General features: G+C 66.7%; 14 protein-coding genes. 7 read left to right on the top strand and 7 right to left on the bottom strand.

Translation table 11 applies throughout. The annotated features are described in order from the left end of the window. Positions 1-81 precede the first annotated feature (81 nt). The 3 genes from D3261_RS15415 to D3261_RS20090 all read left to right on the top strand — a co-directional run bounded on the left by D3261_RS15415 (position 82) and on the right by D3261_RS20090 (position 3823). Entirely contained in the window at positions 82-1326 is a 1245-nt protein-coding gene (locus D3261_RS15415; protein WP_120073880.1) for an O-antigen ligase, read from the top strand. A 232-nt stretch (positions 1327-1558) separates the two neighbouring features. Then, the gene (locus D3261_RS15410; protein ID WP_120073878.1) at positions 1559-2479 is read left to right on the top strand and encodes a hypothetical protein; all 921 of its coding nucleotides are present in this window, start codon (positions 1559-1561) and stop codon (positions 2477-2479) included. Positions 2480-2572: 93 nt separating this feature from the next. Next, entirely contained in the window at positions 2573-3823 is a 1251-nt protein-coding gene (locus tag D3261_RS20090) for a glycosyltransferase family 4 protein (RefSeq protein WP_158589404.1), read from the top strand. Here the strand turns inward: D3261_RS20090 and D3261_RS15400 are convergent. Beyond that, positions 3796-4608 (bottom strand): MarR family transcriptional regulator, encoded by an 813-nt coding sequence (locus D3261_RS15400; RefSeq protein WP_120073876.1) that lies wholly within the window; start codon positions 4606-4608, stop codon positions 3796-3798. The genes D3261_RS20090 and D3261_RS15400 overlap by 28 nt on opposite strands. Positions 4609-4769: 161 nt before the next feature. Between D3261_RS15400 and D3261_RS15395 the strand changes: the two genes are divergently transcribed. From D3261_RS15395 to D3261_RS15380, 4 genes are all read left to right on the top strand, one after another. After that, entirely contained in the window at positions 4770-5234 is a 465-nt protein-coding gene (locus D3261_RS15395; protein WP_233554014.1) for an Hsp20/alpha crystallin family protein, read from the top strand. 221 nt (positions 5235-5455) lie between these two features. Beyond that, positions 5456-6304 (top strand): alpha/beta fold hydrolase, encoded by an 849-nt coding sequence (locus D3261_RS15390; protein ID WP_120073872.1) that lies wholly within the window; start codon positions 5456-5458, stop codon positions 6302-6304. Between the two features lie 98 nt (positions 6305-6402). Continuing rightward, positions 6403-7923, top strand: a complete 1521-nt coding sequence (locus D3261_RS15385; protein ID WP_120073870.1) for a sulfatase — start codon at positions 6403-6405, stop codon at positions 7921-7923. Positions 7924-7989: 66 nt separating this feature from the next. Continuing rightward, positions 7990-8256 (top strand): hypothetical protein, encoded by a 267-nt coding sequence (locus tag D3261_RS15380; RefSeq protein WP_120073868.1) that lies wholly within the window; start codon positions 7990-7992, stop codon positions 8254-8256. 17 nt (positions 8257-8273) lie between these two features. Here the strand turns inward: D3261_RS15380 and bglX are convergent, their stop codons facing one another. From bglX to D3261_RS15350, 6 genes are all read right to left on the bottom strand, one after another. Continuing rightward, a complete protein-coding gene (gene bglX, locus D3261_RS15375) occupies positions 8274-10466 on the bottom strand; it encodes a beta-glucosidase BglX (RefSeq protein ID WP_120073930.1) in 2193 nt (730 codons plus the stop codon). 125 nt (positions 10467-10591) lie between these two features. Then, positions 10592-11662: an ABC transporter ATP-binding protein gene (locus D3261_RS15370; protein ID WP_120073867.1), complete on the bottom strand. Its 1071-nt coding sequence runs from the start codon at positions 11660-11662 to the stop codon at positions 10592-10594. Then, the gene (locus tag D3261_RS15365) at positions 11659-12702 is read right to left on the bottom strand and encodes an ABC transporter ATP-binding protein (RefSeq protein WP_120073865.1); all 1044 of its coding nucleotides are present in this window, start codon (positions 12700-12702) and stop codon (positions 11659-11661) included. Before D3261_RS15365 ends, D3261_RS15370 begins: the two co-directional genes overlap by 4 nt. Continuing rightward, entirely contained in the window at positions 12699-13715 is a 1017-nt protein-coding gene (locus tag D3261_RS15360) for an ABC transporter permease (protein ID WP_120073863.1), read from the bottom strand. Before D3261_RS15360 ends, D3261_RS15365 begins: the two co-directional genes overlap by 4 nt. Further along, positions 13708-14739, bottom strand: coding sequence for an ABC transporter permease (locus D3261_RS15355; protein WP_120073861.1), 1032 nt, complete (start codon positions 14737-14739; stop codon positions 13708-13710). Before D3261_RS15355 ends, D3261_RS15360 begins: the two co-directional genes overlap by 8 nt. 1 nt (position 14740) lies before the next feature. Further along, on the bottom strand, positions 14741-16621 hold the full coding sequence (locus D3261_RS15350) for an ABC transporter substrate-binding protein (RefSeq protein ID WP_120073859.1): 1881 nt from the start codon (positions 16619-16621) through the stop codon (positions 14741-14743). Between the last annotated feature and the right edge of the window lie 43 nt (positions 16622-16664).

The following is a 16664-nucleotide window of genomic DNA, read 5'->3' as shown; positions in this document are numbered from 1 at the left end:
AAATCGGATTTCGTGAGAAACGTCAACCAGAATACCAAATATCGATGGAGCTATCAGACACGCTTCCGGATAAACCGTTAGATGAAGCATGACGCAGTACTCGATTTCCTACTCCTCGTCTGTCTCTTGAGCAGTGTGCTGCTGGCGGCGACACCGATCAGTTCAGGAACTGGGTACATGCTTGCTACCGGTGTCTACATCATCGTACTCGCGATTTCATTCGCCCGTGGTACGCTCGCGGTCCGATTCGATCGTGCGATCCTCCTCCCGATCGTCGCACTGTGGGTGGTCTTCCTCGTCGAATATTGGTTTCATCCGGGCGGGAGAGCCACGTTCCGGACCGGCGCGTACATCGTTTTCTCGGCGCTAAACCTGTTCGTCATCCCCGCAACGTTCTCACGCGAAGGGTTCGTAGATGCGCTCGCAGCGATCGCGGCGGTAGTTGCTGGGATAGCATTGCCGCTTGTGTGGTTCGGTGTGACGTATCAAGGCGAGTTGCTCGGGCTGTGGCATGGTTCCACGCAGATGAACTCGATTCTCACGAATCCCAACTATCTCTCGGCGCTGTCGGCCTTCGGGTTCGTTGCGTGTTTCGGAGTGGCTCGATCGAGGCGTCGCAGGTGGCTAGCGGTTATCGGCGGGATATGCTGTCTCGTCGGATTCGGGGTATCCCAGGGCCGGGCTGCGATTCTCGGAACCGTCGCTGCGATCGTGATCCTCGCCGTCTACCGGACGTATGGGACACGCGCCGTCGCCGGTGTCGTAGCGATCGGCATTGCAGGCGCTGTCGTGGGATTCCGACTTACACTCGGACCGATCGCTGGTATCGATGTTACACAGAACATTGGAAACCAACTCAACAATCGTGGGGAGCTGTGGAACGCGGCGGTTAGAGCGATACTCGACCGACCGATCCTCGGATATGGGTTGGTCGATGACGGTCCGATCCTCGCCGCTTACGGAGCACCGACACCCGGTGATAACGTCTTCAGTGCGCACAACAGCTACCTTCGGATGTTTCTGATGACCGGAGTCGTCGGTGGTGTGCTGTATCTCCTCGTTTGTCTGGCTGCCCTCCGCCAGGCATTACGAACGATGGCTCGAAGTACGAGCACCGATTCGTTGTCCGTATTTCTCCCACTCCTCTGTGTGGTCCTCATACTGGAGTTGTTCAGCAACTCCCCGATATTCGGGGTGAGTTTCGTCTCGGTATTCGGCGCACTCGTTGTCGGGTACAGCCAGGGTGAAAGACGTATCCCGTTGCGTGCGGAACGGATCTGGATGGTGATGGTGAAAGCCGGACGAAACGAGCAGGACGGTACGTAGCGGTTCAATGGGACAACCAGGCTCGGAACGCTGGAACAGAGGGACATTTACCGAGCCCCTCCGATGGAGCGATGCTGTAACAGCTAGCCGAATCAGCCCACTCGCCGCTGACTGCTAGTTGAAATCAGAGCATCACTTCGAGTACGGAGCATTCTTTCGACGACGATTCATAATCGGGCGAATCGATTCGAATCAAAACCCTCATTGACCGTCCCGGTGGGGTTGTGGCATCATGGATACCCGAACCCGGTTGCGAAGGGCGCTCGGTAACCCGGTACTCTTCGGGCGACAAGCGAACCGGCTCTACCACCGGCGGCTCGGGCGGCGTACGTACAACACCGACGGCACCGCCATCTTCGAGGAGGACTGGGACTCGCTGCTCGTCCTCGATGCGTGTCGGTACGACCTGTTCGCAACACGATCGAGTCTTCCCGGCCGGCTCGAACGGCGGCGCTCGCGCGGCTCCGCGACCACCGAGTTCCTGCGTGCGAACCTCGACGGCCGTGATCTTCGGGACACGGTCTACGTGACCGCGAACCCGCAGATCCACCACAACAGCGACTCGATCCAAGTCGACTTCCACGACGTGATCCACGTCTGGCGCGATGGGTGGAACGACGACCACGACACCGTGCTCCCGGAGACCGTCACCGAAGCCGCTGCACGCGCGGCCCACGAGTATCCAAACAAGCGTCTCCTCGTCCACTACCTCCAGCCCCACTACCCGTTCATCGATGCCGGGGTCGCAGCCGATACGTTCCGCGGGTCGAACCCCAACATCTGGAACCAGTTGTTGACCGGTGCCGCGGACCTCGACCCCCACGAGGTCTGGGAGATGTACGCCGAGAACCTCGACCGCGCGCTGCCACACGTCGAGGAACTCATGGACGAACTCGGCGGCAAGACGGTCGTCACCGCCGACCACGGCAACATGGTCGGCGAGCGCGCCTTCCCGCTGCCGATCCGCGAGTGGGGTCACCCACGCGGCATCTACACCGACGAACTCGTGGCGGTGCCGTGGCTGGTCTACGAGAACGGGCCGCGGCGTAAGGTCACCGCCGAAGCCAGCACGACCGCGACGACCGACGAGGACGCGACGGACGACGACGACGTCGTGGCCGAACGGCTGCGCGACCTCGGCTACGCCGAGTGACGAATCGACGATCGACACCCCAAAGACCGGGTCGGTTCACCCAACGAGTATGAGTCGACCGGATTCACGGGCCATCGTTCGGGCAGATCGGCCATGAACACCGCGTTCGTCCACCCGAGCTACCCGCGTGGTGAGGGAACCGGGGCCGCCCACAGCGCCTCCCGGATCGTCACCGGGCTGGTCGAGCGTGGTCACGACGTCACCGTCTACTGTACCGAACAACCGCCGTCGGGGCTCGACGTCCCCGACGGCATGGAACTCGTTTCCCTCGACCTCTCCGGCTACCCGTACCACTCGGGCCACCAGCTGAACCGCGCGCTCCGCGACCGGATGGAGGAGTTCGACGCCTACGACCTCACCCACAGCTACCTCATGGGAGCGATCCCGGCGATGGGGGATGTCGCGACCGAGACGTCGAGCGCGACGGTGGTCACCCTCAACGCCTACGGCGGGGTCTGCCCGAAGAACGACCTCCGCTATCTCGACCGGGAGCCGTGTACCAGCAACGGTCTCGCGAAGTGTACGATGTGCTCGCTCGCCACCAGCCCCGGCCACGACGAGTTCGGCACCGCCTACCGCGCGGTGAGCCGGCTGGGCGACCTGAAACTGGTCCGCGAGGGCGAGCGCAAGAGCCACGACATCGACGGCTACCACGCCCTCTCCCCCCACGTCGAGTCGACCTACGCCGACTTCGGCTTCCCCGAGGAGCGGATCACGACGATACCGAACGTCCTCGACGAGCGGTTCTGCCGCCCACACGGAAGCGACTTCGAGGCCCCCTACGACCTCCTCTACGTCGGGTCGCTCGACGAACACAAGGGAGTCGACCAGCTCGTCCCGATCCTCGCCCGCCTGAACCGTCGGTCGTCGGACGCGTTCCAGCTGACGGTCGTCGGGGACGGTGGTCTCCGCTCCGAGCTCGAAGCCCAGACGCGATCCCACGGACTGGAATCGGCCGTCACGTTCGCCGGGCGCGTCCCGAACGACGACCTTCCCGAAACCTACGCCGCCCACGACGTCTTTTGCTATCCGGGGCGGTGGGACGAACCGTTCGGACGGGTCTTCCTCGAAGCCCTCGCGACCGGCACCCCGACCGTCGCCAGCGACGTCGGGAGCGTGGGCGACATCGTCGGTGACGGCGGCCGAATCACCGATGGCACGCCGGATGGGTTCGTCGACGCGATACTGGACCTCGTCCGCGCTGGCGAGCTTCGGACCGTCTCCGAGGCCGCGAGGGAGAAGGTCGAGGAGTACCGGGCCGAGACGGTCGTACCGCGGTTCGTGGCGCTCTACGAACGGTCGTTCGACGGGTCGGGTCAGGACCCGACGTCGACGACCTCGTAGCCGATGCCGCCCTGACGGAGTTCGTCGGTGTGGGCCGAGAGCAGGTCCGCCGTCGCGAGCACCAGCACGTCGAGCCCCTTCGTGGCCGCCTCGCGAACCGCGGGCGCGGTGGCGAACCGGATGTCGACGTCGACCCCCGCCGCACGAGCGGTCGCGAGGGCCTCGGTACCGGCGGTCGCCACGAGGTCGTGGTCCTCGGCGAGGTCGGTCACGGTCGCCGGGTCGACCGCCGAACTGCCGCCGCGCTGGACGCCGGGGACCGAGACCGCGGTCACCGACCCGACCTCGTGTTCGACGAGCCCCTCGAACTCCGTGACGCCGACGTCCTGACCGGGCTCGGCGTCGGTGATGGCGACCGCGGTGGCGCTCCCGGTCTCGCCCGCCGTCGCCGACAGCACCCCGTCACGCATCGTGAGCGAGACCGTCTCGTCCGCGGCGATCTCGGTGGTTGCGACCGCGGTCTCGACCTCGACGCGACCGACGACGTCCTCGGTGACGTGCCGGATGAACCCCCGGAGGTCGTCGGTCTGGCTCAGGAGCCAGTCGACGCCCTCCTTCGTGACCTCGTACCGGCCGCGACCGTGCTTCGCGACGTAGCCCTCCTCGGCGAGCCCCCCGAGGTACTCGCTCACGGCCTGAGCGGTGACGCCGATGGCGTCGGCGATCTCGCGCTGGCTCACCGCGGGCTGGCGGTCGGCGACCTCGACCAGGATCTGATAGCGCGTGGCGTTTCGCTTGCTCTCGAGAACGCCCGCACGACCGGCCTCGTCCGCGTTCGTCGGCATACCTGCTCCTCGACACCCATCCAGCAAGTAGTTTGGCGTCCACCGACCGGCACCCACACGGCCACTGGAAGACACCACGCGCCGCCGAAGCGGCCGATTGCTACCACACATCTCAGCTATTTTATATAGTCAGAAGTCGTATATAGGGGGTGGAGATTCACATGAGCTACAAAGACACTCCCTTCGAACGCATGGACCGGATGATGGACGAGATGAACCGCCGCTTCGCCGCGATGAACTGGGGTGATTGGCAGGACGCGGACTGGCGGATGCCCGCGCTGGAGAGCGGTTCCGACGACCACTGGGACCACAGCGAGTGGGACACCACCCTGAACGTCGAGCGCGATGCGGAGGGGTTCACGGTGCTCGCCGACACCCCCGGCTTCGAACGCGACGAACTCGACGTCCGGTTCCACGACGGGACCCTCCACATCGGCGGCACGCACGAGGACGACCACGAGGGCCTCCACAGCCGCCGGTTCAGCCGCGAGGTCACCCTCGACGGCGACGTCCTCGAGGACGATATCACCGCCCACTACCGCAACGGGATGCTCGAAATCCGGGTGCCCACCGAGGACACGCCCGAGGTCATCGACGAGGGCCATCGGATCGAGATCGAGAACTGAGCCCTCGACCTATGACGAATTTTTGGTGGTTTGGCTGATCGCTCGATTATCTGTTATTTATTCTCGAAACCCGCGCTCGGTCTTCGGGTGGAGACGGTCGGCGGTCAGCGCCGGTGGACTGCTCGGCGGATCGATTCGACGTTTCGTATAGTGAATAATCATATATGGGGCCCGACCTCCGGGAAGGGAGCACTTAACCACTCGGCTATCGAGCCGCATCTATGACCGACCCATCGACGGCGACGGCCGGGGCTTCGACCCCGGATCCGTCGGCTGCTACCGCGAATTGGCACCGGGGGTTCGTGACGACGAACGGGGTCGACCTCCACTACTACCGAACGGGAAACGGGGGCGGACCCACGCTGGTGTTCGCACACGGGCTCTACGACGATGGCCGGTGCTGGGCACCGCTCGCGAACGCGTTCGCCGACCGGTTCGACGTGGTGGCCTACGATGCACGAGGCCACGGCCGCTCGGACAAACCGCCGAACGGATACGCGGTCGACGACCGTATCGCCGACCTGCGTGGGCTCGTCGACCAGCTCCGGATCGAGAACCCGATACTGGTGGGCCACTCGTTCGGCGGGAACACGGTCGCCGCGACCGCCGCCACCTACCCCGACCTCCCACGCGCGCTCGTCCTCGAGGACCCAGCGGGGATGCTCGGGTGGGTCGACGACCAGCCGGCGGAGGCGCAGGTCGCGGCGATCGAGACCCAGATCGAAGCCTGGCACGAACGGACCGACGCGTCGCTCCGGGCGTCGTTCGACCATCCATGGTGGGCCGACCACCTCCTCGGCGCTCGGCGAGCGGTGAGTCCCAACGTCGCGCAGGTCCGGCGAGCGGGCTACGTCGACCCCACGGAGACGTTTCCGTCGATCCGTTGTCCGACCTTGGTGCTGCGAGCCGACGTGAGCGAAGCACAGCGACGGGCGGACAGAGCGGCCGTCGACCTGCTCGCCGACGGCCGACTGTACCACATCGACGGGGCCGGCCACTGCATCCGGCGGGACCGGTTCGACGTGGTGCGCACGGCCATCGAGTCGTTTCTCGACGAGGTCGTCGGATAACCGGTAGTCGATACTCGACTGGCCGTCGCGACGCCAACCGTCGACGCCGGACCACGCGACTGCAATCTTTAAGCCGTTCTCCCGAGGATCCGCGAGGGATGCGAATCGTCTACATCGACTGTGACTCGCTGCGTCCCGACCACCTCGGCTGCTACGGCTACGACCGGGACACCTCGCCGACCATCGACGCGCTCGCCGCGGACGGGATGCAATTTTCGAACGTCCACGCCTCCGACGTGCCGTGTCTCCCCTCGCGAACCGCGCTGTTCACGGGCCGGTTCGGGGTCCACACCGGCGTCGTCAACCACGGCGGTCTGAACGCCTCCCTTCGCCCGCGGGGGGCCGCCCGCGAGTTCAACACCGCGTTCGACGGCTACCGGACCTGGATGTCGACCCTGCGCCACGCGGGGTTCCACACCGCGCTGTTCAGCCTCTTTCCCCAGCGCCACGGGGCGTGGCACGTCGTCGACGGCTTCGACGAGTGGCACGACACGCCCGGCTACCGGAGCGACCACGTCTACCCGCTCGTCGAGGAGTGGCTCGACGCGAACGCGGAGTCCGACGACTGGTACCTCCACGTCAACTTCTGGGACCCACACACCCCCTACGACACGCCCTCGGAGTACGGCAACCCGTTCGCGGACGATCCGGCACCCGAGTGGCTCACCGAAGACGTGATCGAAGCCCAACGCGGGAGTTACGGCACCATGAGCGCCCGCGAGACGGGTGATGACGACCTCGAACGAACCCCCGACGAACTCGCCACGCGCGAGGACTTCGAGCAGTGGATCGACGGCTACGATACCGGTATTCGGTACATGGACGACCACATCGCACGGATCGTTCGACGACTGGAGGACGCCGGCGTTCGCGAGGAGACCCTTTTCGTCGTCTCGGCCGACCACGGGGAGAACCAGGGCGAGCTCAACGTCTACGGCGACCACCAGACCGCCGACGCGGTCAGCGCTCGGGTTCCGCTGGTGGTCAGCGGCCCCGGCGTCGAAGCCGGTCACGACGACGCGCTCCGCTACCAGCTCGACCTCCCACCGACGATCACCGAGTTCGCTGGCGGCGAGGTTCCCCAGCACTGGGACGGTCGGTCGTTTGCGTCGGCACTCACCGGGGGGTCGGATACGGGGCGGGAGTTCCTGGTCCTCTCCCAGGGCGCGTGGGCGTGCCAGCGCGGCGTTCGGTGGGACGACTGGCTGTTGCTCCGCACCCACCACGACGGGCTGAAGGACTTCGCGCCGGTCGAACTCTACGACCTGGCGGCGGACCCACACGAGACGACGGATCTCGCTCGCGAGCACACTGAGGTCGCGCGCGAGGGGCTCGCGCTCCTCGAACAGTGGCGGAGCACACGGCTCACGGAGTCCGCGATGGGCACTGCCGGTGGTAACCCCGATTCGCCGCGGGCGCTCACCGACCCGCTGATCGAGGTGATCGAGGAGGGCGGGCCGTACCACCCACGGGACGACGTCGACCTCGACGAGTGGGTCGAACGGCTTCACGCGGCGGGCGACGACGCGCACGCCGACAAACTGGCAACTCATGAGGGGGTCGTCCCGGAGGACGTCGACGCCTACCTCGACGGCGAGGACGTCTGGGCGCGCGACTGACTGCGCGCCGTCGACGAGCGCGACGGGGATCGGTATCGTCAACCGTCCGCGGGGCTATCGGGAGCTATGTCCGAATCGGAGTCGTTCGCCGACCGGTTCTGGAACGTGGTCTGTGCCTACCAGTCGTTGCTGTTCGTTCTACTCGGGGTCGAGGCGGTGTTGCTCGTCTTGCTCGGGTTCTCGGCGTGGGTCGGACCCCCGAACCCGGCTTCGAACGCGATACTCGTGCTCGACGTGGTTGTCGTGGGTCTCGGGTTCGTCGGGTCAGCCTACGCGCTGTTTCGCTGCCGACGCCGACAGGCCGCCCGCCGCGGGTACGAGCTCGATCCGTAGCGAGCGTCGAGAGACGGCTACTCGGAGACGGTGAACGACTCGGAGAGCCGCAGGTCGTCGGCCGCCCGCCCGACGAACGCCTCGAACGCCCCGGGCTCGACGCGCCACTCCTCCGCCGCGGTCCAGGTTTCGAGCCGCTCCGGACCGATATCGAACGCGACGCGACTGGTTTCGCCCGGTTCGAGGGCGACCTTCTCGAATCCAGCCAATCGGAGACCGGGCCGCGACCGGCTGCCGGCCTCGTCGCGAACGTAGCACTGGACGACCTCCGCACCGGCCACGGGGCCGGTGTTCTCGACCGAGACCGTGGCGGTGAGCGCCTCGTGCGTCGCGAGCACGTCGGTATCGAGCGCGAGGTCTCGGTACTCGAACTCGGTGTAGCTCAGCCCATGGCCGAAGGCGTAGAGCGGGTCGTTCGGGGCGTCGAGGTACGAAGTCGCCCAGCCCGGTTCGGCGGTCTCGGCGGGGCGACCGGTTGGGAGTTCGTCGTAGCTCATCGGCACCTGTCCCACGGTCCGTGGAAAGCTCATCGGCAGTTTTCCGGACGGATTCACGTTCCCGAACAGCACGTCGGCGACGGCGTTCCCGCCTTCGCTGCCGGGCTGCCAAGCGTCGAGCACGGCGGGCACGTTTTCCGCCGTCCACGGGATCGCGAGCGGCCGACCATTCAATACCACCGCCACGACCGGCGTCCCCGTCTCGACCGCGGCCTCGAGGACCCCGCGCTGGTCGCCTGGAAGCGAGATGTCGGTCCGGCTGGAACACTCGCCCGAGAACTCCCAGGGCTCGCCGACGACGAGCACCGCGATGTCGGCCATCTCGATGGTTTCGACCAGTTCGTCGCGGTCCTCGGGTCTCGCCTCGCCGAAGCGGTCGTAGCCACGCGCGAACGTCACGTCGGCGTCGGTGGCGTTCCGGAGCCCGTCGAGGACCGTCACCGCCTCGTCGCCGTCGCCGCGGGCGCGCCACTCGCCGAGCACGTCGGTCCCCTCGTCGGCGAGCGCCCCGCCGACCGCGATGGTGTCGGGAGCCGAAAGCGGGAGCGTCCCGTCGTTTTCGAGCAACACCATCGACTGCCGCGCGCTGTCGCGGGCGGTCTCGCGGTGTCGCTCGCTGCCGACCACCGAGTCCCGTCGGTCGTCGTCGAAGTAGCGGTACGGGTCCGCGAACAGCCCCAGTCGCCGTTTGGCTTCGAGGACCCGTCGAACGGCATCGTCAAGCGACGACTCGGGGACCGTGCCGTCCGCGACGAGCGCTTCGAGCGCGGCGGTGTAGACGTGACCGACCATGTCGACGTCCGTGCCGGCTTCGACCGCCAGCCGGGCGGCCTCGCGCTCGTCCGTCGCGACGCCGTGGGGGAGGAGCTCGCGCACCGAGTTCCAGTCCGAGACCACGACGCCATCGAAGGCCCAGGTCCCCTTGAGCAGGTCACGGAGTAACTCCCGGTTGGCTCCGACGGGGATCCGCTCGAAGTCCGTGAAGGCGGTCATGACGGAGCCCACGCCCGCCTCGACCGCGGCCTCGAACGGTGGAAGGTGGCGTTCCCGGAGGGCCGTCTCGGAGATATCGACCGTGTTGTACTCCCGGCCGGCGAGCACGTCGCCGTAGCCGACGAAGTGTTTCGCGCACGCGAGCACCGTGTCGGGGGCGGTGAGGTCGTCGCCCTGGTAGCCCCGGACGCGCTCGCGGGTGAGTTCGGCGGTGAGGAACGGGTCCTCGCCGCTCGACTCCATCGAGCGGCCCCAGCGGGCGTCGCGCGCGACGTCGCACGGTGGCGAGAAGGCCCAGGTGATGCCCGCGGCGGCGGCCTCGTTGGCGGCGACGGCGGCGTCGACCCGCGCGACCTCGCGGTCCCAGCTCGCGGCCTCCGCGAGCGGCGTCGGCAGGATGGTCTCGTAGCCGTGGACCACGTCGAACCCGAACAGGAGTGGAATGCCGAGCCGTGACTCCTCGACCGCGAGCCGCTGGTAGCGTTCGCGGGCGGCCATCCCGTCGACGTTCAATACCGACCCGACCGCACCCGCGGCGATCTCGGTGTCGAGGTCGACCTCGCCGACCGCCGGCCCGGTCTGGTCGGTGCCGTTGAGCTGGTTCAGCTGGCCGACCTTCTCGGCGAGGGTCAACTCGCCGAGGAGGGTCTCGATTCGGTCGTCGGCGGTTCCACTGGTGTCGGTGTCGAGCGCGTCTCGATCGGGTGGAGTGTCGTGCATTCGTGCTGTCGTCGTTTCGAAACCGGTCCGTGGGTCGGCGGCGAACCGGAGCGTCGTCCGGTCGTTTCCTGTTCGTCGTTCGGTTCTCACCGCGGGCGGACATAGTCGTCCCGGTCCGCTCGGCGTCAGCGGTCGATCTCGGCCCCGTCGAGCGGGCGGTGCTCCCAGTAGTCGCTCTCGGGTTGAGTCCGATAACACGCCGCGACGTGGTCCCCGCCGACGGCGAAGCGTTCGGGAGCGTTGGCGCGACAGAACTCGGTCGCGTTCGGACATCGAGTGTGGAACCGGCAGCCCGAGGGCGGATCCACGGGGTCGGGAACGTCGATCGACCGGATGGGCGGGTCGTCCGTCTCGTCGGCCTCGATCGACGGTGTCGCCCACCGGAGGACCTTGGTGTAGGGGTGTTGGGGATTCGAGAGCACGTCCTCGGCCGGCCCGAGTTCGACGAGTTCGCCGAGGTACATCACACCCAATCTCCCGCCGGCGTGTTCGGCGAGGTAGCGGGCGTTCGAGAGGTCGTGGGAGATGAACAGGAAGCTGGTGTCGAAGCTCTCGCGGAGGTCGAGCATCAGGTCCATCATCTCCACCCGGAGCGAGACGTCGAGCGCGCTCACGGCCTCGTCGGCGAGGATCACGTCGGGGTTCATGAGGAGGGCGCGGATCAGCGCCACGCGCTGTTTCTCGCCGCCCGAGAGCTGGTGGGGATAGCGGTCGGCGTAGTCGTGGGGTGGGTTCATCCCGACGCGTTCGAGCATCGCGAGCACGCGCGCCTCGCGGTCCTCCGGCCCCAACTCCTCGTTCCACTTCTTCAGCGGGGCTTCGAGGGTGCGCTGGATCGGCTGGTGGGGGTTGAGCGAACTCCCCGGGTCCTGGTGGATGATCTGGAGCGAGCGCCGGATCTCCGAAAAGGGGATGTCGGGGTTCGAAAAGCGCTTCTTCGCCGCCCAGATGTCCTGGCCGCGGTAGCGCACGGTCCCCGCGGTCGGGCGCTGGAGGCCGACGGCGGTCTTGCCGAGCGTGGTCTTCCCCGATCCCGACTCGCCGACGATCGCGACCACGTCGCGCTCGCCGATGTCGAGGTCGGCGTGCTCAACGGCGTGGATCTTTCGGGTAGCGCCGAAGGGGTTGAGCCCCGCCTCGGTCTCGAACGTCACGCCGATGTCGGAGAGCGAGACGACCGGCTGGTCGGCGCTCATCGCGTTCCTCCGGTGGTGAGGTCGATGCTGTCGACTTCGTCCTCGTGGTGACAGGCGGTGTCGTGGGTTTCCGAGACTGGTTCCATGGGTGGTTTGACGTCGGCGCATTCGGCGGTCGCGAGCGGACACCGTTTGTGGTAGGGACAGCCCGACGGCACGTTGACGGGGTCGGGAGCCGAACCCTGGATCGGCCGCATCGCCGACAGCGGCGCGTCGAGGTTCGGCGTCGAGTTCAACAGCGCACGCGTGTAGGGGTGGCGTGGGTTCGTCACGACTTCGTTGGTGGTGCCGAGTTCGGCGAGTTCGAAGGCGTAGAGCACGCCGATGCGGTCGGCGAGCTTGGTGACCAGCGGCAGGTCGTGGGTGATGAACAGCATCGTGAGGTCGTACTTCGCCTGGAGGTCGGCGAGCAACGAGACGATCGAGCGCTGCATCAAAAGATCGAGTGCCGCTGTGGGTTCGTCCATCACCAGCACCTCGGGTTCGAGCACCAGTGAGAGCGCGATCAACGCGCGCTGTTTCATCCCGCCCGAGAGCTCGTGCGGGTAGCTACTGAGGACCCGCTCGGGGTCGAGATAGAGGTCGGAAAGGAGCTCGCGGGCGCGCTCCATCCCGGCGTCGAGCGGGTAGCCGTGGGCTTCGATGGTCTCCTCGAAGTGGCCCCCAATGTCCATCGTCGGGTTGAACGAGGAGAGCGCGCCCTGGAACACCATCGCGACGTGTTCCCAGCGGTAGCGCCGGCGCTCCTCTTCGGTGAGGTTCAGCACGTCGGTCGTGCTCCCGTCGGCGGCCTCGTACTCGACCGAGCCCTCGGTGACGCCCGGCGCGACGACCGCGTCGAGCAAGGCCGAGGCCAGCATCGACTTCCCAGAGCCCGACTCGCCGACCACTCCGAGGATCTCGCCGCGACGGATGTCGAGGTCGACGCCGTTGAGCACCTGCGAGGTGCCCCGCCCCATCTCGAAACGAACCGAGAGGTCACGGATCCGCATCGCGGTGTCGGCGTCCGCGTCGACGACCGAGAGCGTGGCGTCGCTCATCGCTCGCCCCCGTCGGTGACGATCTCGTCCGTTTCCTTTGTCGAGCTGGCGTGACGCGCCCGGACGCGGGGGTTGAACATTCTATCGGTCCCCTGTGAGAGCATGATCAAGCCGAACGAAAGCAAAACGATGGTGAACAGCGGCGCGAGCAGCCAGTGAGCTGCGGCGAGCGAGAGGAGCGCGCCGCCGTTGCTGTAGGCGAGCTGGATCATCACGCCCCAGTTCACCGGGCCGCTGTAGGGCAACACGCCGATGAAGTAGAGCCCGACCGAGGCGAAGATCACGTTGCGCGAGGCGTTGACGAAGTTGATCATCACGTAGGGCATCACGTTCGGGAGCACGTCGCGGCGGATGATCGTCGGCGTCGAGAGACCGATCGCGCTCGACGCCTCGACGTACGACGCCCGCCGGATCGAGAGCACCTGCGAGCGGATCGAGCGCGCGAGCCCCGCCCACGCGTTAATGGTGAGCAACACCCCGAGCACCACCGGGTTCTCCGGGCTGAACGCGGCCGCGAGGATCACGACGAGCGGGAGCCCGGGGATCGTCATCACGATGTCGGAGATGCCCGAGAGCACGCGGTCGACGCGTCCACCGACGTAGCCCGAGACCGTTCCGACGACCGTCGCGACGACGGTCGTGAACAGCCCGCCCGCGACGATCATGATCAGCATGTTCGGCGTGGCGTGGACGAGCTGTGAGAGCACGTCGCGCCCGAGGTTGTCGGTACCGAGCGGGTTGGCGAGCGATTGGAAGGCCCCGAGCAGTCGAGGGCCCTGGTTGACGCGTGGTTCGGCGACCACGAGCGGGCCGACCGTCCCGAGGAGGGCGTAGAATGCGACGATCACCACGCCGACCCGGGCCCGGCGGTCGTCCCAGACGATCCGGGCGGGCGCGAGGACGCCGCGGTCGAACCACCGTTGGTAGCGTTCGCGCGTGGTGAGGGTGTCCTCGGCCACCGTCTCGAAGGCGTCGGTCGAGACCCCCGACCGGCCCGCGGTCCGTTCACTCATCGGCTCCACCCCCCGTGGCGCTGGCACGCGGGTCGATGAGTCCGTAGGTCAGGTCGGCGAGGTAGACCGCGACCGCGACCGTGATCGTGATCACGAGGAACACGCCCATCATCAGCGGGTAGTCCCGACTGTTGAGCCCCTCAATCATGTAGTAGCCCATCCCGGGGTAGCTGAAGACCTGTTCGATGATCACCGAGCCGCCGAGCAGGAAGCCGAGCGTGATCAGCATCGAGGTGTACATCGGGAGGACGGCGTTGCGGCCGACGTAGCGCAACGCGATCCGGCGTGAGGGAAGCCCGCGAAGCTGGGCCACGCGGAGGTAGTCCTCGCCCAGCACCTGGATGCTGTTGCCGCGCATCCCGAGCGCCCAGCCGCCCCAGGTGACGAGCGCGACCGAGAGGATCGGCATCGCAGCGTGCCAGAGCGCGTTGCCGACGAACTGGAGGGTCTCGGCGGGCGCGAAGACGTTGAGCGTCGGCTCGACGCCCGCGGAGAACCGCCCGCCCGTCGGGAACACCTTGAAGACGTAGCCGAGCAGCCAGAGCAGGAGTATCCCGTAGATGTAGTTGGGAATCGAGTTCATCAGGATCGAGACCACGGTGCTCGACCCGTCGAACCGGCTCCCCTCGCGGTAGGCCATCGTCGCGCCCATCGAGATGCCGACGACGAACGCGATCAGGAGCGCACTGCCCATCACGAAGATCGTCCACGGGGCCGCACCCGCGATGACCGAGGCGACGCTCGCGCTCTGTGAGGTCGACTCGCCGAGGTTGCCCTGGAGCAACGAGCCCAGGTAGTCGATGTACTGGACGTACGTCGGGGCGTCGGGTGCGAGGTTGAGCTGGCTCTGGACGGCCCGGGTGATCTCGGCCTGGCTCATCCCCGGGTTCGACTGGGTGAGCTGCGCCCGGAGGGCGTCGGCCGGCCCGCCGGGGAGCAATCGGATCATGAAGAAGGCGAGCGTCATCACCGCGAAGACGGTGATGACCGCCTGGAGGGTTCGTTCGAGGTAGTATCGGCGCATCTTATCGCTCCGTTGTATTTTTCGTACTCGTCGCGTTGGCGCTGGCGAACGCGGCGCTCCGGTTAGTCGGGGTGACGGTGCTCGATCGATTCCCGTCGGCGGCTTTGAGCTTGCCGACCCGCGGGAGGTACGTCGGCGGTCGGTCGACGTTTGCATCCGGGTCCTTCGAGGTGACCGTGTTCCAGTCGTCGGTCACGATGTACGACTGGTCGATGGTCTCCTGGAGCGGGAGCGCCGGGAGGTCCTGGTTGACGATCCAGGCGAAGCGCTGGATGAGCTTCGTCTCCTTCTCGCTCCCCGGTTCGACCGTCGCGAGGTCGGGCAGCATCTCCGCCGGGCGATAGGTCGTGGGGTCGCCGTCGGGGTTCTCGACGGGCGGGAGCGTGGTTTCTTTGGGGTAGTGACGGATGTCCGCTTGTACCGGGCTGTCGAAGAGGAATGCGAAGTTGAAGTAGGGGTACGCCCGCCCCGTCGTCCACTCCAGCATACAGATCTCGAAACCCGCCGAGCCGTAGAGGTCCTGGCCGTAGTAGGCGCTCGAATCGCGCGCGACGAGTTCGGTCACGAGGCCGAAGTCGCTGAGGTGCTGGTTGAACGTCTGGACCGCGGCGACGTAGTCGGTCCACCCACCGGGGACCTTCACCGAGAAGGTCAGCGGGTCGCCGTCGCCGTCGTACCACGTCCCGTCGTCCTTCTGAAAGCCCGCGCCTTCGAGGAGTTCGGCGGCGCGCTCGAAGTTCTGGCCGCGGTAGGGTTCGTACTGGTCGATCCGGTCGCCGAGCCACTCGTTCGCCGGGAGCCGACCGCCGCTGTCGTCGGAAATGTTGCCGACGATCCCGGTTGGAATGTCGACCGCCCGTTTCGTTCGCGGTCCCGAGTTCCCCGCGACGGCCTTTCGGTCGACGGCGTGGGCGATGGCCTGCCTGACGGCGCGCTGGCCGTAGTGTTTGTGCTCGAAGTTCCAAGTGATCGCGACCCCCCAGTTCGGCGTCGTGAGGTACTCACGGACCGAGTCGGGAAAGCCGTCGACGATGTTCGGCGGGGCGTACAAAACGGGGACGCCATCGATCGTCCCGTTGTTGAGCGCCTGCCAGGTTCCCTGGTTGTCCTGGAGGTAGCGGATCCGGTACTGGGGGAAGTTGATGTCGGCGGCGTCCGGGTGGCGCGCGACGCGTTCGAGGACGAGTTCGCGTTCGGTCCGTCGCTCGAACGCGAACGGTCCGGTCGCGTTCGGGTTCCGGACGACGTAACTGGCGAGCGCGGTTCCCTCCTCGTTGACGCCGTCGCCGCCGTCCTCGAAGTCGTCGAGGAAGGGCTGGAAGGCCGCCTTCGGGGTGTCCATCGCGATGCCGACCATCTCGTTGATGAAGATCTCCTCCGAGATCGGCGTCTCGAAGGGGAGTTCGACGGTGTACCGGTCGGTCGCCGCGACCCCGTCGACGGGGATGTAGTTCCCGAGGCTACTGCCGTTGTAGAACTCGATCTTGAGCTTTCGAGCGACGTCCTCCGCCGTGACGTCGCCACCGTCGTGCCACGGCACGCCCTCGCGGACCGAGAGCACGACTCGTTTCTCGGTGACGTCCCAGTCCGCCACGACGCCCGGCAGAAACCGATCGTCGCGCGACTGGTAGTAAATGAGGTTGTCGAAGAGGTACTCGGAATCGGCGAGGTTGTTCTGGTTGTAGCTATTGAACTGGAGGTCGTCGATCGGGATGCCGGTGACGCTGACGAACGCCCGTCCGCCGGAACCGCCGTCCGAACCCGAGTCGTCCTCGGCATCCCCGGCGCTACAACCAGCAAGCATCCCCGCCCCGAGCACGCCGGCGGCTCGAAGCATCTCCCGACGGCCGAGACTGGTCGGCCGAGTACGGCTGCCTGCCATTCCTGATCATGGATGAGGCAAAGTATATAAATATATCTAATCG

The organism is Halococcus sp. IIIV-5B (genome assembly GCF_003602035.1).
Lineage (GTDB): Archaea > Halobacteriota > Halobacteria > Halobacteriales > Halococcaceae > Halococcus > Halococcus salsus.
This window is presented reverse-complemented; position numbering and strand designations above follow the sequence as displayed.